The 22,009-nt window shown below is 72.6% G+C and carries 15 protein-coding genes; 4 read left to right on the forward strand and 11 right to left on the reverse strand.

Going from position 1 to position 22,009, the window contains the following annotated elements; all coding sequences use genetic code 11:
* Nucleotides 1–8 precede the first annotated feature (8 nt).
* From ACIGDI_RS12815 to ACIGDI_RS12840, 6 genes are all read right to left on the reverse strand, one after another.
* On the reverse strand, nucleotides 9–1,607 hold the full coding sequence (locus ACIGDI_RS12815; protein WP_399894643.1) for a serine/threonine-protein kinase: 1,599 nt from the start codon (nucleotides 1,605–1,607) through the stop codon (nucleotides 9–11).
* Nucleotides 1,608–1,685: 78 nt separating this feature from the next.
* Nucleotides 1,686–3,320: a serine/threonine-protein kinase gene (locus ACIGDI_RS12820; protein ID WP_399894646.1), complete on the reverse strand. Its 1,635-nt coding sequence runs from the start codon at nucleotides 3,318–3,320 to the stop codon at nucleotides 1,686–1,688.
* 57 nt (nucleotides 3,321–3,377) lie between these two features.
* Complete coding sequence (locus tag ACIGDI_RS12825) at nucleotides 3,378–5,051, reverse strand: serine/threonine-protein kinase (RefSeq protein WP_399894649.1); 1,674 nt, start codon at nucleotides 5,049–5,051, stop codon at nucleotides 3,378–3,380.
* A 140-nt stretch (nucleotides 5,052–5,191) separates the two neighbouring features.
* Entirely contained in the window at nucleotides 5,192–8,092 is a 2,901-nt protein-coding gene (locus tag ACIGDI_RS12830) for a protein kinase (RefSeq protein ID WP_399894652.1), read from the reverse strand.
* 163 nt (nucleotides 8,093–8,255) lie between these two features.
* Nucleotides 8,256–10,487, reverse strand: coding sequence for a serine/threonine-protein kinase (locus ACIGDI_RS12835; RefSeq protein WP_399894655.1), 2,232 nt, complete (start codon nucleotides 10,485–10,487; stop codon nucleotides 8,256–8,258).
* Nucleotides 10,488–10,836: 349 nt separating this feature from the next.
* Nucleotides 10,837–12,543, reverse strand: coding sequence for a glycerol-3-phosphate dehydrogenase/oxidase (locus ACIGDI_RS12840; protein WP_399894658.1), 1,707 nt, complete (start codon nucleotides 12,541–12,543; stop codon nucleotides 10,837–10,839).
* A 272-nt stretch (nucleotides 12,544–12,815) separates the two neighbouring features.
* On the opposite strand from ACIGDI_RS12840, the gene ACIGDI_RS12845 reads away from it, so the two are divergent.
* Nucleotides 12,816–14,024: a nucleotide sugar dehydrogenase gene (locus ACIGDI_RS12845; protein WP_399894661.1), complete on the forward strand. Its 1,209-nt coding sequence runs from the start codon at nucleotides 12,816–12,818 to the stop codon at nucleotides 14,022–14,024.
* Between the two features lie 62 nt (nucleotides 14,025–14,086).
* On the opposite strand, the gene ACIGDI_RS12850 is transcribed toward ACIGDI_RS12845, so the two are convergent.
* The 4 genes from ACIGDI_RS12850 to ACIGDI_RS12865 all read right to left on the reverse strand — a co-directional run bounded on the left by ACIGDI_RS12850 (nucleotide 14,087) and on the right by ACIGDI_RS12865 (nucleotide 18,477).
* Nucleotides 14,087–15,211, reverse strand: coding sequence for a GuaB3 family IMP dehydrogenase-related protein (locus ACIGDI_RS12850; RefSeq protein WP_200702365.1), 1,125 nt, complete (start codon nucleotides 15,209–15,211; stop codon nucleotides 14,087–14,089).
* Between the two features lie 107 nt (nucleotides 15,212–15,318).
* Nucleotides 15,319–16,821 (reverse strand): IMP dehydrogenase, encoded by a 1,503-nt coding sequence (gene guaB, locus ACIGDI_RS12855; protein ID WP_399894665.1) that lies wholly within the window; start codon nucleotides 16,819–16,821, stop codon nucleotides 15,319–15,321.
* Between the two features lie 154 nt (nucleotides 16,822–16,975).
* A complete protein-coding gene (locus ACIGDI_RS12860; RefSeq protein WP_142141982.1) occupies nucleotides 16,976–17,563 on the reverse strand; it encodes a sigma-70 family RNA polymerase sigma factor in 588 nt (195 codons plus the stop codon).
* Nucleotides 17,564–17,865: 302 nt separating this feature from the next.
* The gene (locus ACIGDI_RS12865) at nucleotides 17,866–18,477 is read right to left on the reverse strand and encodes a response regulator transcription factor (protein ID WP_003948568.1); all 612 of its coding nucleotides are present in this window, start codon (nucleotides 18,475–18,477) and stop codon (nucleotides 17,866–17,868) included.
* Nucleotides 18,478–18,858: 381 nt separating this feature from the next.
* Here ACIGDI_RS12865 and ACIGDI_RS12870 point away from each other — a divergent pair, with 381 nt between their 5' ends.
* The gene (locus tag ACIGDI_RS12870; RefSeq protein ID WP_200702363.1) at nucleotides 18,859–19,188 is read left to right on the forward strand and encodes a WhiB family transcriptional regulator; all 330 of its coding nucleotides are present in this window, start codon (nucleotides 18,859–18,861) and stop codon (nucleotides 19,186–19,188) included.
* Between the two features lie 135 nt (nucleotides 19,189–19,323).
* On the opposite strand, the gene ACIGDI_RS12875 is transcribed toward ACIGDI_RS12870, so the two are convergent.
* Entirely contained in the window at nucleotides 19,324–20,223 is a 900-nt protein-coding gene (locus tag ACIGDI_RS12875) for a LysR family transcriptional regulator (protein WP_399894668.1), read from the reverse strand.
* Nucleotides 20,224–20,402: 179 nt separating this feature from the next.
* On the opposite strand from ACIGDI_RS12875, the gene ACIGDI_RS12880 reads away from it, so the two are divergent.
* Both ACIGDI_RS12880 and ACIGDI_RS12885 read left to right on the forward strand, forming a co-directional pair.
* A complete protein-coding gene (locus ACIGDI_RS12880) occupies nucleotides 20,403–21,176 on the forward strand; it encodes an SDR family oxidoreductase (protein ID WP_200702362.1) in 774 nt (257 codons plus the stop codon).
* A gap of 76 nt (nucleotides 21,177–21,252) precedes the next feature.
* Nucleotides 21,253–21,960, forward strand: a complete 708-nt coding sequence (locus tag ACIGDI_RS12885; RefSeq protein WP_399894672.1) for an ester cyclase — start codon at nucleotides 21,253–21,255, stop codon at nucleotides 21,958–21,960.
* Nucleotides 21,961–22,009 lie beyond the last annotated feature (49 nt).

Here is a 22,009-nt window from a genome sequence, read left to right on the forward strand (position 1 = left end):
CTGTCGGCCTAGAGCTTGTCCACGCCCCAGTTCGCCAGGACCGTCCGCGCCACCTCGCGTCCCCGGTCCGTGAAGTCGCCCTTGCCCGGGTAGACGACCGTCAGCTTGTACATGTCGCCCGCCGTCGACCTGTAGTAGAAGATCTGCGCCTCGCGCGGCAGCGGGTTCTGCGAGTCGTCGGTGTCGTAGGTGACCGTGTTCTTGGCGGCCTTGCGGCCGTGGTAGGCGAGGGACGGCTGCGTGTCGGTCCTCGGGGCCTCCGGCATCTGGAGGTTGTAGTCGCCGGACTCCTTGAACGTGCCGTCGTCGTCGTACATCTGCGCCGCCGCGGAACCCTTGATGGAGTACGCGTTGTCGTCGGTCTTCCGGGTCACCGTCAGGCCTACGCGGATGGCGCCGCTCGCGTCGCTGTAGGCCACCCAGTGGGTCTTGTCGTCCTTCCCGTCCGGCCCCGACCTGCGGTAGTCGTGCGGCACGGGAAGCGTCGCCATGACGTCCTTCTCGTGGTGCCTGGTCCAGCCGTCGGGCAGCGGGCCCGCGAACGGGTTCGCGATCAGTACGTACGCCAGCGCCGCCGCGACCACCGCCGCCACGCCGCCGCCCAGCAGCGCGCCACGGCCCGGCCGGATGCCGCGCCCGGTTCCCGCGGCGCCCGGGTCGGCGTGGGCCACCTGCTGGGTCGGCACCGGCGCCGGCGGGTTCGCGGCCGCGTCCAGGAGGGCACGCACCCGGGCGGCGTCCGGCCGGTGCGCCGGGTCCTTGTGCAGCAGGCCGGTGATCAGCTCCGCCAGCGGGCCCGACGCCGAGGCGGGCGGGGCCGGCGTCGCGTTGAGCACCGACTGGAGCGTGGCCGGGGTGTTGCTGCGGCGGAACGGGGAGACGCCCTCCGTGGCCGCGTACAGGACGACGCCGAGGGACCACAGGTCGGACGCCGGGCCGGGACGCTGGCCCAGCACCCGCTCCGGCGCGATGTACTCGGGCGAACCGACGAAGCCCCCGGTGTCGGTCAGGTTCGTCTCGCCCTCGATCTGCGCGATGCCGAAGTCGGTGAGGACGATGCGGCCGTACCGGCCGAGCAGGATGTTGTCCGGCTTGACGTCACGGTGCAGGATGCCCGCCGCGTGCGCGGCCTCCAGCGCGCCGAGCACCTCCAGGCCGATCCGGGCCGCCTCCCGCGCCCCGAGCGTGCCCTCCTGCAGGGCGTCGCCGAGCGAACGGCCCCGCACCAGCTCCATCACGATCCACGGCCGGCCGTCGACCACGGCCACGTCGTGGACGTTGACCACCGCGGGATGGTCCAGACGGGCCGCGGCACGGGCCTCGCGGCGCATCCGCTCGAACACCTTGTCCCGCTCCCGCTCGGGCAGGTGGTCCGGGACGCGCGGCTCCTTGACGGCGACCTCGCGGTCCACGGTCTCGTCCTTGGCCCGCCACACCGTGCCCATCCCGCCGTGCCCGAGCTTGCCGAGCAGCCGGTACCGGCCGGCGATGAGCCGGTCCGCGCCGGGTTCCGGCCGCGCGGGCGGGGACGGCCGGGGTACGGGAGGTCGCAGGACAAAACTCGTCGTGTCGTCGGACTCGTGGCCGACGCCCCCGTTGGCGCTCATGAGGACATCCATATCGCGCCACCCGGCCGCACATCCAGCATTGGCCGGTTCCGGTCACAGACCCGTGACCTACAGCTCCTACGACCGTCCGCCCGTGAAGGTGTCCACGGCCACGTCGAAGTACTCCTTCGCCTCCCGCACCTTCCCGACCGGCGCCGACACCCACACGTCGTACATCCGGCCGCCCTCCTCCCAGCACAGGTCGTAGGTGTGCCGGGGGCCCTCCGCCGTGCTGAAGCCGTTCCAGGTGAACTCCCACAGGGCGGCGGGGTGTCCGGCGTGCGTGGTCGCGGTGACCTTGCCGTCGTGGTAGCCGGGGTTGGTGTCCGGGCCCTCGGCGGCCGAACGCCGCATCACCGCGAGCGGGCCGCCGGTCTGCGGGTCGGCGGTCTTGATGCCGAGCCGGAAGGTTCCGCCCGGGGACAGGTAGAAGATCCGCTCCCCCTGCGGCTCGCGGGTGAAGGACTCCGGTACGGCGAGGAAGAAGCCGGCCGGGTCGTCGGCGACCCGGTAGCCGGAGGGGGCGGAGGGGCCCTTCGCGGTCGGGGTGGGCGTGGCCGACCGGCTCGGGGTGGCGGACGGGCGCCGGCTGCTCGGCGTCGGCGACGCGCTCACCGACGTACCGGTTCCCGTGCTCGACGGCGTACCGCCCCCGTCGCCGCCGCCCCGGTGCATCAGCAGCGCCGCCGCCGACACCCCGGCCCCGGCCATCGCGGCGACCAGCAGCGCGGCCACCAGCACGCCCCGGGTGGAGCGCCGGTTCTCCGCCGCCGGCTCCGGGGTGGGCCCGGGCGGGGGCGGGGAGGGGAGCGGGGGCCGGCGGGGCACGTCCCGCTGGGTGGGGGTGTAGTCGGACGGGGGTGCGTCCGGGGTGCGGCCCGTGGTGCGGAAGGCGCGCAGCATCCGCTCGGCCTGCTCCGCGTCCAGCCGCCGGTCCGGATCGCGCTCCAGCAGACCGCGTACGACGGGCAGCAGCGGGGCGGCCTGCGCGGGCGGCCGGATCTCGTCGAAGACGACGGCGTGCAGGATGCCGCCCAACGAGTCGCGCCGGAAAGGGGATTCGCCGCTCAGGGCGGTGCACAGCAGCGCCCCCAGCGACCACAGGTCGGACTCCGGGCCGGTCCTGGCGCCCGACATCCGCTCCGGCGCCGTGTACTCGGGCGAGCCGACGAAGGAGCCGGTCTCGGTGAGCGTGGTGGCGCCCGCGACCTGGGCGATGCCGAAGTCGGTGAGGACGACCCGGTCGGTGCCCGCCTCCAGCAGGACGTTGGCGGGCTTGATGTCCCGGTGCAGGACGCCCGCCCCGTGCGCCGTGCGCAGCGCGCTCAGCAGACCGATGCCGATCCGGGCGGCCTCCCCCGCCTCGATCGGGCCGCGCGCCGCGATGCGGTCGGCGAGGGAGCCGCCGTCGATCAACTCCATGACGATGTACGGGCGTTCGTCGTCCTCGACCACGTCGTGGACGACGATGATGTGCGGGTGGCGCAGCTGGGCCACCGCACGCGCCTCACGCAGCGCGCGGTCGCGCTGGCGACGGACCTCCTCCTCGGAGGCGGTGTCGTCCACGTCCAGGGGGATCTCCTTGACCGCCACCTGCCGGCCGAGCAGTTCGTCGGTCGCCCGCCACACCACGCCCATGCCGCCGCGCCCGAGCCGCGTCCCCAGCCGATACCGGCCCGCGATGACACGGACGCCTGCCCCCTCGGTCCCCATGCGCCCCATCATGCCGCACCGGACGGACCGCCTCCGGGGCGCCGACCGGCCAACCCGCTACTGCGCGGTCTTCTCCTGCCAGCCCTGGAGGATCGCCTTGAACCACTTTGCGGACTGCGCCCAGTCGGCCGCGGGCGAGGAGACGTAGATCGCGTACTCGGCGCCGTCGCGGGAGATGTACGTCTCCTCGATGGCGCGCCGCGGCCCCGGGAACTTGGTGTCCTTGGGCAGCGCGGTCCAGGTGTACTCCCACACCGAGCCGTTCCGGTCGCGGTAGAGGTTCTTCCGCAGCTGGACGCGGTGGTAGCCGACGAGCTTCTGGAGCTGCTGCTCCAGGTCCTCCTGGTGCGACGTGACGTCGGCGAAGTCCGGCGAGGTGTCGATGGCGATGCGCACGAAGTGCCGGCCGTCGTCCGGCGAGTAGTCGACCTGCCGCAGGTCGGGGTCGACGTCCCCGGTGCCGGTGACCTCCGTGCGCTTCCAGCCGGGCGGGAGATAGACGCTGAAGCCGTTGTCATCCTTGTACTTCAGCCAGTTGGCGGGAACGGTTCCGTCGGAGCCGCCGGTGGGCGTCGTGGACGGCGTCGGGCTCGTGGACGACCCGGAGGTCCCGCGCGCGTCCGACTGCCGTCCCTCGTTCCACTTCTGCAGCACCACGGCCGTACCGCCGGCGACGATCACCGCGAGGGCGACGGCGAGCACGAAGGTGCGCAGGCGCCGGCGCTTCGGGTGGGCGGGCGTGGGGCCGATACCGGTGGACCCGATGGCGGTGGGTCCGGTCAGCGGCGGATACGGGGTCGCCGACCCGGTCCGCGGACCCGTACCGGTGTTGTAGGGCCCGGTACCCGTGCCGGTCTGCGTCTCGTAGCGGCCGCCCGCATGCTGCGTGGGCACGTACGCCTGCGCCGCGTCCGACCGGCGTCCCTCGGCCGCCTCGGCGAGCATCTGCTCGGCCTCGGCGGCGCCGGGCCGCCGGGCCGGGTCCTTGGCCAGCAGCGCCGCCATGACGGGCCCGAGGGGTCCGGCGAACTCGGGCTCGGCCGCCTCCTCCTCGACGACCGCCTGCATCGTGGACAGCGGCGAGGTGCGGCGGAACGGCGAGCGGCCCTCCACCGCCGTGTACAGCGTGGCGCCGAGCGCCCACAGGTCGGAGGCCGGGCCCGGGTCGTGGCCGCGCACCCGCTCGGGGGCGAGGTAGTCGACCGAGCCGACGACCTCGCCGGTGCGGGTGATCGTCGTGTCGCCCTCGATCTGGGCGATGCCGAAGTCGGTGAGCAGCACGCGGCCGTCGTGCCCGAGGAGCACGTTGCCGGGCTTGACGTCACGGTGCAGCACCCCGGCGGAGTGCGCGGCGCGCAGCGCCCGCAGCACCCACAGTCCGATGCGCGCGGCCTCGGCCGGCTCCACGCGCCCCCGCTCCTTGACGGCGTCGGCGAGCGAGTAGCCCTCGACGAGCTCCATCACGATCCAGGGACGGCCGTCGTGTTCGAGCACGTCGTGCACGGTGACGACCGCCGAGTGGTTGATCCGGGCGGCCGCCCGGGCCTCCGCGCGCGTGCGCGCGAGCAACCGCTCCCGGTCGCTCTCGGAGACGTAGAGAGCGGCGGTCAACTCCTTGATGGCGACGGCTCGGTGGAGCACCTCGTCGTGCGCCCGCCACACACGGCCCATGCCGCCGCTGCCGATGGAGTCGGCGAGCCGGTAGCGGCCCGCGACAAGCTGGCCCTGCATCTGATTCACGTTGCCCCGCAATGGTCTTGACAGGGTCAGACTAAGGAGTGGCCCGCCCGCGGGGAACCATGGGGGTGGCAAGGTGACACCACTGTGACGGTTGTTCTGCGGTGACCGACCGGACTGTCACGGAGGGTGACTCAACCGGTGTACGTGTACGTCGAGTACGCCTGCTCGTACAGCTTCGTCACCTGGTCCCGCTGGGACTCCGGACCGCGCACCTGCACCACGTGGTAGCGCCCGTCGATGAGGATCGCGAGGTTGCGCACGTACAGGTCCTGCCCGCTGCCGTCGGTCCAGGTGAACTGCCCCTCGGCCATGACCCGCGTGCCCACCGTGATGGTCCTCAGGCCGGTCGCGGTGGCCCAGCTGGAGCTGCGGTACGGCTGCAGTTCGTGCTCCTTGTCCCGCTGGTAGGCCATCGGGTCGCTGCCGTAGGTCACCGCGCCGTCCCGTCCGGGCACGACGATGAGCTGGAAGGCGCCCTTCGAGTAGACCACCTGGTTCCAGGCGTTCCTGCCCGTCCGCGACCAGCCCTCGGCCACCGCGACCCGGAAGCCCTCGGGGTCCTTGCGCAGGGTGAAGCCGTGGGCGACGGCCGGGTCGGTGGTCTGCGGCTCGGTGGAGCCGGACGACCGGGAGGGGCTCGGCTTCGGGGTGGGCGAGGTCCGCTCGGGGCTCGGCCGGCTGCCGCCCTGGTCCGAGCGCTCGGGCGCGGGGGTCGCGTTGCCGGTCGCTCCGGTCCGCTCGCCGCCCGCCGCTCCGTCCTCGCCCGCCTTGGGCATGAACAGCATGGCGTACGCGATCGCGCCCGCCAGCAGAAGCAGGATCAGCACCAGCAGGGTGCGACCCAGCCTGCGGGGCGAACCCGCCTGTTCCTTGGCGCGCTTGTGCCGTCCGTGCGTGGTCGCGGGCACCCCGGCCCGGCGCCTGCGCACCAGCTCGCCCCGCCGCCGGATGACGGGCAGCCGGCTGGCGTCGGCGGGCGGCGCGGGGACGACGTGCGTGCCGGCGTCCGGCTCGGGCGCCGACCGCACCAGCGACCGCAGCCAGCCACGCAGTTCCTCGAAGTCCAGCCGCTCGGTGGGGTCCTGACGGAGCAGTGACTCGACGACCGGCCGCAGCGGCCCGCACTCCTCGGCGAAGGCGGGCGGCTCGGCACACACCATCTGCACCAGCTCGGCCGTCGACTCCTCGGGATACGGCGCGTGCCCCTGTACGGCCCTGAAGAGCAGCGCGCCGAGCGCCCACAGGTCGGTCGCGGGCCCGATCGGTGCCGCGAGCTGCCAGTTCTCGTGCACGGGCCCGGCCTGCTCGGGCGCCCAGCGTTCGGTCACCGGCCCGACGACGGCCATCCGCGCCTGCCGCGCCCGCTCGGCGGCCAGCGCGGTGGCGGGGCCGCGGGGCGGGGCGGGGGTGCCTGCCACCAGGTCGCCCCAGCGGGCCGTGGGCTGCGGGGCGGCCGACGTGCCGGAGGCGGCGGGGCCCGGACCGGAGGGGGCCGCGTCGGAACCGCCGCCGGCCGGTCCGGCGGCGCGCGGCGCGGGGACGTCGGTCGCATGTGAGGCACCGAAGCCGGGGGCGTTCGGCAGGCCGGCCGGCGGGGCCGTACCGAGGTGGGGCGGGATGCCGGGCCCGGCTCCCTGCGAACCGGCGCCGCCCTGGCCGCTGTCGCCGCCGTGCGGCAGCGCGTGGCTCCCACCGCCGTCGGCGCCGCCTCGCGGAGTCGCGCCGTGCCAGGAACCACCGCCCACCCCGTAGGGGTCGGCTATCTGCCCGGGCGGCACAGGACCGCCGGGCCCGCCTTCACCGGTGGGGTACGGCTGTGCCGTGCCGTTGGGATGGACCTGCTCCTCGCCGGTCCGGTACGGCGACCCGTTGGTCCGTGCGGCGGGGTCCTCCTCGGGTGCCGGGCGCGCGCCGGGCAGGGCCGCCCGGCCGTTCTGTGCCTCCTGCACCCGGGCCGCGGCACGGGCGCCCGCGCGGTACGCGGCGATCGCGCCGGCCCGCGCGGCCCTGATGTCCCCGCCCGTCTCGAGCGCCTTGGGCGCGAGCGCACCCGTCCCGCCGCCGCCCGCCGTGTCCGGCTCGGCACCGGGCAGCCCGCCGGCCGTACGCGCCCTGATGGCGGCGCTGCGCGCGGCGACGGGATCGACACCGCCGGGGCCGCCCTGCGCGTTCAGGCCTCCGTGAACACCGGAACCGGCATGCCCTCCGGACACGGCGAGCCCGCCCGCGCCCCCACCGGCCCCGTCGACCGGCCGGTGACCGCCCGGGCCGCCGTGGCCGCCCTGCGGGCCTCCTCGGCCGCCGTCGGCACGCAGTCCGCCCGGCGCGGACGAGCCACCCGGGCCGCCCGGCCCGTACGAACCGCCGTGTCCACCCGGGTTCCCGCCCTCACCGAGACCCCCCGGGCCTCCGGCCCCCGTCTCTCCGTCCGGCGCCGGCACCGGGTCGTATCCGCACAGTGCCTCCTCCGCCGCCCCGACCGCGAGGCCGGTCAGCATCACGCGTCCGTCGTCGCAGACGAGCACCGTGCGGGCGGTGATGTTGCGGTGCACCCAGCCGTGCGCGTGCAGCACCCGCAGCGCCATGAGCACGTCGGAGGCGACCTCGGCCGCGCGGTAGGGAGTGAGCGGCTTCTCCGCGAGCAGCGCGGCGAGCGGCCGCGCGGCCACCGACTCGCTCACGATCCACAGCGACCCGCCGTCGGCGAAGACGTCGAAGACCTGGTCGAGCCGCGGATGGTCGGGTATTCGGGCGGCGGCCTGGGCGGCCTCGACCGCACGCCGTACGGCGGGGTCGGCCGGCCCGCGTGTACCCGTGCGCGCCGTGGGCCTGCGGGCCTGGAATCCGTCGGGCAGCCCCTCCGCGTCGAGCACCTCCGCCTCGACGACCTCCGGCAACGGCACCTGCCGGACGAGGACTTCCTGCCCGCTGTAGGTGTCGAAGGCGCGGGTCTCGGTGAGTTCGTACTCGTCGGAGGGCGGCAGCGGCAGGCGGTAGCGGTCGGCGAGTACCCGGCCCGCGTAGTCGTCCACTGTGCCTCCCTCGGCCGCCCGGTCGGTCAATTCCGTTCGACTTGCGAACCGTTGTGAGCCCACACCTGGATGCGTACGGTCCGCAAGCCTTCACGATACGTGCCGGAGGCAACTGGCAGAGAGGGGTTGCCAGATCTCACGGCCCAAACCCGGGGCAGTCGCTTTACGACTTGGGTTCGAACGTCTTCGCGAGCGTCTTCCAGGTGTCCTTACGGAGGTCACTGTCCCAGTTGGCGGCTTTCGCGGTGTACATCAGCGCATACCCGAGATGGTCGTTGACGACGAACCCCCGGTCTATGGTCCGGTACTTCGTCCCGCTCTCCGTATAGGTGAACTCCCAGTCGGCCGCGTTCCAGCCGCGGTAGTCCACCTTCTCTATGCGAATGCGGTGGTACTGCGAGCGCGTCATGTAGCGCTCCTGGCTCTGCCAGTCGGCCACCGGGTCGCCCTTGGGCGTGGACGTCCAGGCGATGAGGAGCTTCTGTCCGTCGGGGCCGGCGAACCGGTCGCCCGCGGCCCCGGTCGACTGGTACGCCCACCCCTTGGGCAACCCGATCGAGTAGCCCTGGCCGCCGTGGTAGGTCTTCGCCACCTTGCCCGCGCCCCCGGAGTCGTCGCCGGTCTCCGCACCGCTGCCGCCGGACGCGCTCGGGCTGTTGCTGGGCGTGCCGCCGCTGCCCGAGGCGGCCGGGGACTTCTCGGAACCGCTGCCCGTGCCGGTTCCGCCGCCCTTGTCCTCCTTGGTGTTCGAGCTGGCGGACGCGCTCGCGACGGACTTGCCGCCGCTCCGCTTGGCACCGTTGTCGGAACCGCCGCCGCCCAGCGTGAGGGCCAGCACGGTCCCGAGGACGGCGAGCGCGAGGATCACCGCGATGATCACCAGGGTTCGCTTGGGCACCACGTCGGTGATGGGCGCCCGCGGAACGGACCGGGGCGGCAGGTCGGGCAGATCGGGCGGGGTCAGCTTGGGCCAGCCGGAACTCCCGCCACTGCCGCGGTCGTTCGCCCCGGCCGCCGGGGTCCTCGACCCCTCCGTCGCCGAGGCTCCCCGGGAGGAGGCGGAGGGCGCGGCGGACGGGGAGGCCGAGAGCGCGGACGACGAGGACGACGAGGACGACGCGGGCTTGGCGGACGAGGCCGGACTCTTCGGAGGCGCCGGCGGGGCGACCGGCCTCGAGGCGGGCGACGGTACCGAGGGCGTCGGGGTCGACGCCCCGCTCGCCGGAGTGGCCGTCCCGGCCGCGCCGCCGCGGGTCCCGGCGCCGGTCGCGCCGTTCCCCGAGCCGCCGGTCCGCGAAGTCGCCGTGCCGGTCCCCGACTTGTCGCGGGAGGCGGCCGCCGAACCGGCGGCGGCCCCCGCCGCCTTGCGCACGGAACGGAACGCCCCGCGCAGTTTCTCCGCCGCGTCCTCGGCCCGCTTGCCGCCGGAGCCGCCCGAACCGCCCTTGCGGCCGGGCCCGTCCGGCTGTGCGGGAATCGGCACGACCTTCGTCGCGTCCAGCGGCTCCGGTTCGGCCGCCTTCGGCTCGGGCGCGTGGATCACGGCGTTGAGCATCGCCCGCGCGCCCGCGTCGTCGAGTCGCTTCGCCGGGTCCTTGTTGAGCAGCCCGTAGATGACGTCCTTCAGCGGCCCCGCGTTCTTCGGCTCCTCAAGCGGCTCCGTCATCACCGCGGTCAGCGTCGCGATCGCGGAACCCTTGTCGTACGGCGGGACGCCCTCGACGGCCGCGTACAGCAGTCCGCCGAGCGACCACAGGTCGGCCGCGGGGCCCGGCTTGTGGCCGCGGGCCCGCTCCGGGGAGATGTAGGAGGGGGCGCCGACGAGCATGCCGGTGGAGGTGATGGACGGGTCGCCCTCCACCTGGGCGATGCCGAAGTCGGTGAGCACGACCCGTTCGGTGTCGGTCTCCAGCAGGACGTTGGACGGCTTCACGTCCCGGTGCAGGATGCCCTCGCGGTGCGCGGAGCGCAGCACGTCGAGGATCGCGAGTCCCACCTCGGCCGCCCGCCTGGGTTCGAGCAGGCCGTCCTCCCGGATGACCTCGGCGAGCGACTTGCCCTCGACGAGCTCCATCACGATCCACGGCCGGTCGTCCTCGTCGACCACGTCGAAGACCGTCACCGCGCTGTTGTTGCGGATCCGCGCGATGGCCTTGGCCTCGCGCAGCGTCCGCGTGATCAGCCGGCGCTTCTCGTCATCGTCGATGTTCGACGGGAACCGCAGCTCCTTGACGGCGACCGTCCGGCCGAGGGTCTCGTCCTCGGCCCGCCACACCGTGCCCATGCCGCCCCGGCCGAGCACCGCCCCCAGCCGGTACCGCCCCGCGAGAAGACGCTCGGTCTTGTCCTGACGAGTCTCCTGACGAGATGTCCCCGCCCGCTCCGCCTCCGACATGGATCCCCTCATACAACCCGCCCTGACAGAGCCCCCATTGTCCCTCACCCGACAAGTGCCCGGCGCCCAGGGTGCCCAAGGCCCCTCGCGAGCCGCCGCGCACCCGGAACGTCCGCTTCCGCACCCTCACCTCCTTCCCGCGCGCAGCAGCCACCGTCCCTCACCCGACTCGCTTTCGCCGTGTGCGTCAACCCGGCGGCGACAGCGGTTCCCGGCCATGAACCGACCCTCTACGCCGCCGAGTTCACCCCGAACTCGTTCTCACACCTGGTAGAACGAACCGGCCCCGAACGCAGATCCCGCCCTGCGACACTCGTTCGGGTGATGCGGGCTCAGCTTCCCGGCCGCCTCACAGGGGCACGATGTCCGGGGCCCCCAGACGTGCCGCGTCCGCCGTCAGGTCGTCCGGCTGGCGCTGCGACTCCCGCTCGGCCTCCACCCGCTTCTCGTAGTGCTCGACCTCGCGCTCGATCTGGTCCTTGTCCCAGCCGAGCACCGGCGCCATCAGCTCGGCGGCCTCCCGGGCGCTGCGGGTGCCGCGGTCGAAGGTCTCGATGGAGATGCGGGTACGCCGGGTCAGCGCGTCGTCCAGGTGCCGGGCGCCCTCGTGCGAGGCGGCGTACACGATCTCGGCCCGCAGATAGTCGTCGGCGGCCTGCAGGGGCTCGCCGAGCGAGGCGTCGGAGGCGATGAGGTCGAGGAGCTCCTCGGCCATGGTGCCGTACCGATTCAGCAGATGCTCCACGCGGACCACGTGAAGGCCCGTCCGGGCCGCGATCCGGGCCCGCGCGTTCCACAGGGCGCGATAGCCCTCGGCGCCGATCAGCGGCACGTCCTCGGTGACGCACTCGGCGACCCTCATGTCGAGCCCGTGCACCGCCTCGTCCACCGCGTCCTTGGCCATCACCCGGTACGTCGTGTACTTGCCGCCGGCCACGACGACCAGTCCCGGCACCGGATGGGCCACGGTGTGCTCGCGCGAGAGCTTGCTGGTGGCGTCCGACTCGCCGGCCAGCAGCGGCCGCAGGCCCGCGTACACGCCCTGCACGTCGTCGCGGGTGAGCGGCACCGAGAGCACGGAGTTCACGCGCTGCAGGATGTAGTCGATGTCCGCGCTGGACGCCGCCGGGTGCGCCTTGTCGAGGTCCCAGTCGGTGTCGGTCGTGCCGATGATCCAGTGCCGGCCCCAGGGGATGACGAAGAGGACCGACTTCTCCGTGCGCAGGATCAGGCCCGTGGTGGAGTTGACGCGGTCCTTCGGCACCACCAGGTGGATGCCCTTGGAGGCGCGGACGTGGAACTGGCCGCGCTCCCCCACCATCGCCTGGGTGTCGTCGGTCCACACACCGGTCGCGTTCACCACCTGCTTGGCGCGGACCTCGTACTCGCCGCCCCCCTCGACGTCCTGCACGCGCGCGCCGACGACCCGCTCGCCCTCGCGCAGGAAGCCCGTCACACGGGCGCGGTTGGCGACCTGCGCGCCGTAGGCGGCGGCCGTGCGCACCAGGGTGGCCGTGTGCCGCGCGTCGTCCACCTGGGCGTCGTAGTACTGCAGGGCGCCGACCAGGGCGTCCTTCTTCAGGGCCGGCGCCACCCGCAGGGCTTGACGGCGGGTCAGGTGGCGGTGCAATGGCAGGCCCCGGCCGTGCCCACGGGCCATCGACATGGCGTCGTAGAGCGCGACGCCCGAGCCGGCGTAGAACCGCTCCCAGCCCTGGTGCTGCAGGGGATACAGGAACGGCACCGGCTTCACCAGGTGCGGCGCGAGCCGTTCCAGCAGCAGGCCGCGCTCCTTCAACGCCTCGCGCACGAGGGCGAAGTCGAGCATCTCCAGATAGCGCAGGCCGCCGTGGATCAGCTTGCTGGACCTGCTGGACGTGCCCGAAGCCCAGTCACGTGCCTCGACCAGGCCGGTGGCCAGACCGCGGGTCACGGCGTCCAGGGCGGTGCCCGCACCGACCACCCCGCCGCCCACCACCAGGATGTCCAGTTCGCGCTCGGCCATGGCCGCCAGTGACTCGGCACGCTGCGCCGGTCCGAGTGTCGCTGTCCTCACTGCTGCCTCCCGCTATCGATAGCGCCGGCCGCACCCGTCGGGCGAAGCCCGTGTCCTACCCCCCCATGCCCAAATTCTGACCGTCTTGCCCTACTTCAGCCACAGCGGCCTCCCACCCTGTGGACAACTTTCCAGGGACGGCCGGAAAACACAGCCGACCAATCCCGCATAACGGTCATATTTACTCCTAGTCTGACATTGCGCTCGCCCGTCCTGTCCACAGGGCTTGCGCACCTGTCCCGCTTCGGTTACTGGGAAGGACGGCCCACGCCATGCCCGCAGATCTCGCCGTCATCGGACTCGGCCCGTTCGGCCTGCCCCTGGCCCAGGCCGCCGTCGCCGCCGGCATCCCGACCGTCGGCTACCGGACCGGCCCGGAGGCCGGCTCCCTCAGCGCGGCCGACCTGCGCCGGATGCTCTCGGGGGGCTTCCGGCACGCCACCAGCCCCACCGAGCTCGGCCGGGTGCGCACCGCCGTCATCTGCGCGCCCACCCCGCGCGGCCCCGACGGCGGGCTCGACCTCACCCAGGTGGAGGCGGCCGCCCGCACCCTCGCCGCCCAGCTGCGCCCGCACACCACGGTCGTCCTGGAATCCGCCGTCCCGCCGGGGACCACGGAGGGCCTGCTGCGCCCCCTCCTCGAAGCGGGCTCCCGGCTGCGCGCGGGCCGCGACTTCCACCTCGCCTACTCCCCGAGCCGCGTCGACCCCGGCAACCGCGACTTCACCCCGGCCAACACCCCCAAGGTGATCGGCGGCCTCACGCCCGCGTGCACGGAGTCGGCCGCTGCCTTCTACTCGCGCCTCACCGACAAGGTGGTACGCGCGCGTGGCCCGCGCGAGGCGGAGGCGGTCCAGCTCCTGGAGACGAATTTCCGCCACGTCAACATCGCGCTCGTCAACGAGATGGCCGTCCTCTGTCACGACCTCGGCGTCGACCTCTGGGACGTCATCCGCTGCGCGGAGACCAAACCGTTCGGTTTCCAGGCCTTCCGCCCCGGCCCCGGCGTCGGCGGCCACACCGTCCCCCAGGACCTGACCGCCCCCGCCGGCCGCACCCTGCGCATGGTCGAACTGGCCCAGCAGGTCAACAGCCAGATGCCCCGCTACGTCGTCCAGCGCGCGGCCGCCCTCCTGAACGAGCACGGCAAGTCGGCGCGGGGCGCGCGCGTACTCCTTCTGGGTGTGACGTACAAGCCGGACCTCGCCGACCAACAGGGCACGCCGGCGCGCGAGATCGCCGTCCGGCTGATGGAGCTGGGCGCCTCGGTGAGCTACCACGACCCGCACGTGCCGTCCTGGAACGTCCTGGACCGCCCGGTCCCCCGCGCCGACTCCCTCTACGAGGCGGCGGCCGACGCCGACCTCACGATCCTGCTCCAGCAGCACCGCACGTACGACCTGCAGGGCCTGTCGGTGAAGGCACAGCTGCTGCTGGACACGCGGGGGGCCACGCCGACGGGGGCGGCGCACCGGTTGTGAGTGAACGCGCGGAGGGCCGGTCGTCCCCCCAGGGACGACCGGCCCTCCGGCCGTCGTGAGTCCTACCGCCGGTGCTGGGAGTCCGCCACCGTCACCTCGACGCGCTGGAACTCCTTGAGCTCGCTGTAGCCCGTGGTGGCCATCGCGCGGCGCAGGGCGCCGAAGAGGTTCATGGAGCCGTCGGGGCTGTGCGAGGGGCCGGTGAGGACCTCCTCGATCGTGCCGACCGTGCCGAGGTCGACCTTCTTGCCGCGCGGCAGCTCCTCGTTGACGGCTTCCATGCCCCAGTGGTGGCCGCGGCCCGGCGCGTCCGTGGCGCGCGCGAGCGGCGAGCCCATCATCACCGCGTCCGCGCCGCAGGCGATCGCCTTCGGCAGGTCGCCGGACCAGCCCACGCCGCCGTCGGCGATGACGTGCACGTACCGGCCGCCGGACTCGTCCATGTAGTCGCGGCGGGCGGCGGCCACATCGGCGACGGCGGTCGCCATGGGCACCTGGATGCCCAGCACGTTCCTCGTCGTGTGCGCCGCGCCGCCGCCGAAGCCGACCAGCACGCCCGCCGCGCCCGTGCGCATCAGGTGCAGGGCCGCGGTGTACGTGGCGCAGCCGCCGACGATCACCGGGACGTCGAGCTCGTAGATGAACTGCTTCAGGTTCAGCGGCTCGTGCGAGCCGGAGACGTGCTCCGCGGAGACCGTCGTACCGCGGATGACGAAGATGTCGACGCCCGCGTCCACGACCGCCTTGGAGAACTGCGCGGTGCGCTGCGGGGAGAGCGCGGCGGCCGTGACCACGCCGGAGTCGCGCACCTCCTTGAGGCGCGCGCCGATCAGCTCCTCCTTGATCGGGGCCGCGTAGATCTCCTGCAGACGCCGGGTCGCGGCCTCGGCCGGCAGCTCGACGATCTCGTCGAGGAGCGGCTGCGGGTCCTCGTGACGGGTCCAGAGGCCCTCGAGGTTCAGCACGCCCAGGCCGCCGAGCTCGCCGATGCGGATCGCGGTGGCCGGGGAGACGACCGAGTCCATGGGGGCGGCCAGGAAGGGCAGCTCGAAGCGGTAGGCGTCGATCTGCCAGGCGATCGAGACCTCCTTCGGGTCCCGCGTACGGCGGCTGGGGACGACGGCGATGTCGTCGAAGGCGTACGCCCGGCGGCCGCGCTTGCCGCGCCCGATCTCGATCTCAGTCACGTCTGTGGCCTTTCCCTGATGCGTTGCAGCGTCTTCCAGTATCGCCGACGGGTACGACAAGGGCGGCCCCGGATGCTCCCGGGGCCGCCCCTCGTAACGCCTGCCGCCTACTTGCTGCTGTAGTTCGGCGCCTCGACCGTCATCTGGATGTCGTGCGGGTGGCTCTCCTTCAGGCCCGCGGAGGTGATCCGCACGAAGCGGCCCTTGGACTCCATCTCCTCGATGGTCGCCGCGCCCACGTAGCCCATGGTCTGGCGCAGGCCGCCGACGAGCTGGTGCAGGACGCTGGCCAGCGGGCCGCGGTAGGGTACCTGCCCCTCGATGCCCTCGGGCACGAGCTTGTCGTCGGAGGCGACCTCGGCCTGGAAGTAGCGGTCCTTCGAGTACGACTTGCCCTGGCCCCGGGACTGCATCGCGCCGAGCGAGCCCATGCCGCGGTAGGACTTGAACTGCTTGCCGTTGATGAACTGCAGCTCGCCGGGCGACTCCTCGCAGCCCGCGAGCAGCGAGCCGAGCATCACCGTGTCGGCACCGGCGGCGAGGGCCTTGCCGATGTCGCCGGAGTACTGCAGGCCGCCGTCGCCGATCAGCGGGATGCCGGCCGGGCGGGCGGCGAGGGAGGCCTCGTAGATCGCGGTGACCTGCGGGACGCCGATGCCGGCGACCACACGCGTGGTGCAGATGGAGCCGGGGCCGACACCGACCTTGATGCCGTCGACACCGGCGTCGATCAGCGCCTGGGCGCCGTCGCGGGTGGCGACGTTGCCGCCGATCACGTCGACGTTCACCGCCGACTTGATCTTCGACATCCAGCTGAGGGCGTTGCTGTTGTGGCCGTGCGAGGTGTCGACGACCAGGAAGTCCACGCCGGCCTCGGCGAGCGCCTGGGCGCGCTCCAGCGCCTCGGGGCTGGCGCCGACGGCGGCGCCGACGAGCAGGCGGCCCTCGGCGTCCTTGGCGGCGTTCGGGTACTTCTCCGCCTTGACGAAGTCCTTGACGGTGATCAGGCCCTTGAGGACACCGGCGTCGTCGACCAGCGGAAGCTTCTCGATCTTGTGCTTGCGCAGCAGCTCCATGGCGTCCACCCCGGAGATGCCGACCTTGCCGGTGACCAGCGGCATCGGCGTCATGACCTCGCGCACCTGGCGGCCGCGGTCGGTCTCGAAGGCCATGTCACGGTTGGTGACGATGCCGAGCAGCTTGCCGGCGGGGTCGGTGACGGGGACGCCGCTGATGCGGAACTTGGCGCACAGCGCGTCCGCCTCGGCGAGCGTGGCCTCGGGATGCACCGTGATGGGGTCGGTGACCATGCCGGACTCGGACCGCTTGACCAGGTCGACCTGGTTGACCTGGTCCTCGACCGAGAGGTTGCGGTGCAGCACGCCGACGCCGCCGAGCCGGGCCATCGCGATGGCCATGCGGGACTCGGTCACCTTGTCCATCGCCGCGGAGAGCAGCGGGATGTTGACCCGGACGTTGCGGGAGATGCGGGACGAGGTGTCGACCGCGTTGGGGAGCACCTCGGACGCTCCCGGCAGCAGCAGCACGTCGTCGTAGGTCAGCCCGAGTGTCGCGAATTTACCGGGCACTCCGTCGACGTTTGCAGTCATGACACCTTCCCCAAATGGCCTTGATCGGTGCGGATGTCCATGCTAACGGGAAGCAGGGCAGTCGAATTCCACGGTTCCGCGTGACCTCGGGCTTCGTATGTTCGTACGGAATCCCCGAGCGGCCTGTTCAAAAAAGGCGTCGACCGCCCGGAAACTACTGTTCCGCCAGTGCCCTGAGCCGGCTCAGGGCCCGGTGCTGCGCCACCCGGACCGCGCCGGGTGACATTCCCAACATCTGGCCGGTCTCCTCCGCCGTGAGGCCCACCGCGATGCGCAGCAGCAACAGCTCCCGCTGGTTCTCCGGCAGGTTGGCCAGCAGTTTCTTGGCCCATTCGGCGTCACTGCTGAGCAGCGCGCGCTCCTCCGGGCCCAGTGAGTCGTCCGGCCGCTCGGGCATCTCGTCGGACGGGACGGCCGTCGAGCCCGGATGCCGCATGGCCGCCCGCTGCAGGTCGGCGACCTTGTGCGCGGCGATGGCGAAGACGAACGCCTCGAAGGGCCGCCCGGTGTCCCGGTAGCGCGGGAGCGCCAGCAGGACGGCGACGCAGACCTCCTGTGCGAGGTCCTCGACGAAGTGGCGCGCGTCGCCCGGAAGGCGGGACAGACGGGTGCGGCAGTACCGCAGCGCCAGCGGGTGGACATGGGCGAGCAGGTCGTGCGTGGCCTGCTCGTCCCCGTCTACGGCGCGATGGACGAGTGGCCCGATCGCCCCTGCGGCTTGGACCGCCTCGTCGTCGCGCATCGGTCCATGGTGCCCTGCGGCCGTCGGATCCGTGGCGCCACGCCCGATGTTGTGCACTGAAGCGTTATGAGCAGGTGCGCCGGCACTCATCCCCTGCGCCCTCCCCTTCCGCTCGACCGACTCGTCCCCGAGAGACTCCACATCTCCAAGGATGCGGCATCCGCGCCGAAACGAGCAGCGGTCGCCCAGGGGACTGCTTGACAAGCCTCGCCGACCGCGCCCCTTCAGGGGCGCGGGGAACCGCGCGACCAGCCACAACGAACCCGCTGCCGCCAATGTCACAAGGCGGCACCGCGGTAGGCCTAACGAACCAGACCCCACCGGAACCCGAGCGCCACCGCGTGCGCCCGGTCCGAAGCACCCAGCTTCTTGAACAACCGCCGCGCGTGCGTCTTCACGGTGTCCTCGGACAGGAACAGCTCCCGCCCGATCTCCGCGTTGGACCGCCCGTGGCTCATTCCCTCGAGCACCTGGATCTCACGCGCGGTGAGCGTCGGGGCCGCACCCATCTCGGCGGACCGCAGCCGCCGCGGGGCGAGCCGCCAGGTCGGGTCGGCGAGCGCCTGGGTGACGGTCGCGCGCAACTCGGCGCGTGAGGCGTCCTTGTGGAGGTAGCCCCGCGCCCCGGCGGCGACCGCGAGGGCCACGCCGTCCAGGTCCTCGGCCACGGTCAGCATGATGATGCGCGCGCCGGGGTCGGCCGACAGCAGCCTGCGCACGGTCTCGACGCCGCCCAGTCCGGGCATGCGTACGTCCATCAGAATCAGGTCCGAACGGTCCGCACCCCAGCGGCGGAGGACTTCCTCGCCGTTGGCCGCGGTCGTCACGCGCTCGACGCCGGGCACGGTCGCGACCGCGCGGCGCAGCGCCTCTCGGGCAAGCGGGGAGTCGTCGCAGACGAGGACGGATGTCATGGCCGCCCTCCGCAGCTGATGCACGTCACCTTGAGCCTCCAGGCTGGTACGAAATCGTCACCTGTGCGGTCGACCGTCCCGGACGCCCGCCCGAGCGCTTGTTGCGTCAACCGCCACCGCACTCTCAACGACGGTCACTCGAAAGAGTTACGGGGCTGTGTGCCATCTTCGGCACTCTACGTGAGGGCACGGACACGATGCAGACATGCGGGGCGGACCCACAACGTTTCATCACAACCGGTGCCCCATTCGGCCCCTTTTCTTCCCATGTGCTGGTGTCTGAGGCTAGATTCGCAATGAGTCATATTTTCATCTCCTTAGATCGTAGATATGCGGTCGTCGGCACCGTATCCGCTCAGTACGGCTACAAGGGGTCACGTAATGGCAGATTTCTCCCGCCTTCCCGGACCGAACGCGGACCTGTGGGACTGGCAGCTCCTGGCCGCCTGTCGCGGGGTGGACAGCTCGCTCTTCTTTCATCCGGAGGGCGAGCGAGGCGCGGCCCGGAGCGCTCGCGAGAACTCGGCCAAGGAGGTCTGCATGAGGTGCCCGGTGCGCGCGCAGTGCGCGGCGCACGCGCTGGCGGTGAGAGAGCCGTACGGCGTGTGGGGCGGCCTGACCGAGGACGAGCGCGAGGAACTGATGGGACGGGCGCGGACCCGGCTGGTCTCGGCGATGGCCGGCAGCGGGGACAGCGTCTCGAACAGCTGAAGGAACGTTTTTGCGATTCCGCGGCACCGAGCTCCCGGACCCCGAGCTCCCGACGAGAAGGGCACGCACGCGTGCCCTTCTTTTTCGCGGCCGGCCCTTTGCCGCCCGCCCGTCCGGCTCCCGGCGGTCCCGTCCCTACTGCCGGGCCGCCGCGCGCCCGAGCTGCTCCAGCGTCGCCGCCACTGCCGGCACCTGAGCCAGGTCGGGCAGGGTCAGCGCCACGATCTCCCGCCGCACCGCCGGCCGCAGTGTCAGCACGCGCGCGTGGCGCGGCCGTACCGACTCCAGGGCGAGCTGCGGCAGGACGGCGACGCCCAGGCCGGCGCCGACCAGGCCCACGACGGCCGGGTAGTCGTCCGTGGCGAAGTCGATCCGGGGGGTGAACCCGGCCCCCTCGCACACCTCCACCAACTGCCCCCGGCAGCGCGGGCATCCGGCGATCCAGGGCTCCTCGGCCAGCTCCCCGATCCCGACGGAACCCGCACCCGCGAGGCGGTGCCGCTCCGGCACCAGCCCGACGAGCCGGTCGGTCAGCAGCGGCCGTACGACGAGGTCGTCCCACTCCTCGGCGCCCGCCGCGCCCTCGTAGCGGAAGGCGAGCGCCACGTCGCACTCGCCCTCGCGCAGCATCTCCACGGACGTCGGCGGTTCGGCCTCCTCCAGGAAGACGCGGGTGCCGGGATGGGCGGCGCGCAGGGCGGCGAGGGCGGCCGGTACGAGGGTGGAGCTGCCGCTGGGGAACGACACGAGCCGGACGCGCCCCGCCCGCAGTCCCGCGATGGCGGCGACCTCCTCCTCGGCGGCGGTGAGTCCGGCCAGGATGCCGTTGGCGTGCCGCACGAGCGCCTCGCCCGCCTGGGTCAGCCGCATCTCCCGTCCGCTGCGGACGAGCAGCGGGGTGCCCACCGAGGACTCCAGGGCCTTCATCTGCTGGCTGACGGCGGGCTGGGTGCAGCCCAGTTCGCGCCCCGCCGCGGAGAAGGAGCCGGTGGTGGCGACGGCGCGCAGCACGCGCAGATGACGGGCTTCGATCACACCGTCAAGGATAAGCGATCCTTTTACACGACGCCGATTGACGCGTCACCGCTTTGAGCGTCGCCCCGCCGTGCCGAGAGGGGCCGGTGCGGAAGTACCGGGTGCCGTACGACTCCTGAGACGTCGTCGAGACCCGGCGGAGATCGGAATCGCCCGGTCCGGGTAACTACGCTTGGGCCATGACAACGGCTCTGATTACGGGATCGACCGCGGGCATCGGCGCCGCCTTCGCACGGCGGCTGGCGGGTGACGGGCACAACCTGGTGCTCGTCGCGCGCGACACCAAGCGGCTGCGGGAGCAGGCGACCGAGCTGCACGACCGGCACGGCATCGAGGCCGAGGTCCTCACCGCCGACCTCGCGACGGACGACGGCATCGAAACGGTCGCCGCCCGCCTCGCCGACCGCAAGAACCCCGTCGACCTGCTGGTCAACAACGCGGGCTTCGGCAACAAGGGCCGCTACCTCGACGTCCCCATGGCCGACGAGCTGAAGATGCTCAAGGTCCACTGCGAGGCGGTCCTGCGACTGACCTCGGCGGCGACGGAGGCGATGCGGGAGCGGGGGCGCGGCGGGGTCGTCAACGTCGCCTCCGTCGCCGCCTTCGTGCCGCGCGGCACGTACGGGGCGTCCAAGGCGTGGGTCGTGCAGTTCACCCAGGGCGCGGCGAAGGACCTCGCGGGCAGCGGGGTCCGGCTGATGGCGTTGTGCCCGGGCTTCGTGCGCACGGAGTTCCACCAGCGGGCCGGGATGGGCACGGACAACATCCCCGGCTGGATGTGGCTCGACGCGGACAAGCTGGTGGCGTCTGCGCTGGGCGACCTGGCGCGGGGGAAGTCGTTGTCGATCCCCGACCCCCGGTACAAGGCGCTGATGGGGCTCGTGAAGGTCACCCCGCGGGCGCTGCTGGGCGGGATCACCTCACGGACCGGGCGCAAGTACGGGCCTCAGTGAACGAGGCACCGGCGCGCTCCGGTGGGAAAATGGTTCCCGTACGACCGGACCCAGGGGGGCCGGAGGCGACGATGCCATGACCTTCGTTCAGATCATCGACTGCAGGACCAGCCACTTCGACGACATCGACCGGCTGATGGACACATGGGTCGAGCAGACCAAGGGGAAGCGCACGGCGACGCACGCGGTGGTCGGCAAGGACCACTCCGACGCCTCGCACTTCATCGAGATCGTGGAGTTCCCGTCGTACGAGGAGGCGATGCGCAACTCCGGCCTGCCCGAGACGGACAGGATCTTCCGGGAGATGGTGGCCCTCTGCGACGAGATGCCGACCTTCACGGACCTGGACGTGGTGCGGGACGACCAGTTGCAGGCGGTGAACGTGCGGCGGTTCTTCGAGACGATCGCGCAGAAGGGGGAGCTGCCGCCGCTCGACGAACTGGTCGCCGAGAACTACCACGACCACGATCCCGGCAAGGAGCAGGACACCCTGGGCATGGACGCCATGCGGCGGGACATCGGGATGTGGCGCGGCGGGTTCGACTTCGTCTTCGACATCGAGGACCAGATCGCGCAGGGGGACCGGGTGTGCACCCGGTGGACCTGGCGCGGCACCCACAGCGGTGAGTTCATGGGGCTGCCGGCCACCGGGCGGAGCGTCGTGATGACCGGGACGACCGTCTTCCGGTGCGACGAGGACGGGAAGCTCGCCGAGGGGTGGTGGCAGTACGACCGGCTCGGGCTGATGGCGCAGCTGGGCGCGCTCGACGCGCTGGAGCAGTAGGGCGAACGCGAAGGCCCGGCACCCATCGGGTGCCGGGCCTTCGTGCTGA

It is taken from the genome of Streptomyces sp. NPDC085900 (assembly GCF_044540925.1).
GTDB classification, from domain to species: domain Bacteria; phylum Actinomycetota; class Actinomycetes; order Streptomycetales; family Streptomycetaceae; genus Streptomyces; species Streptomyces gilvifuscus.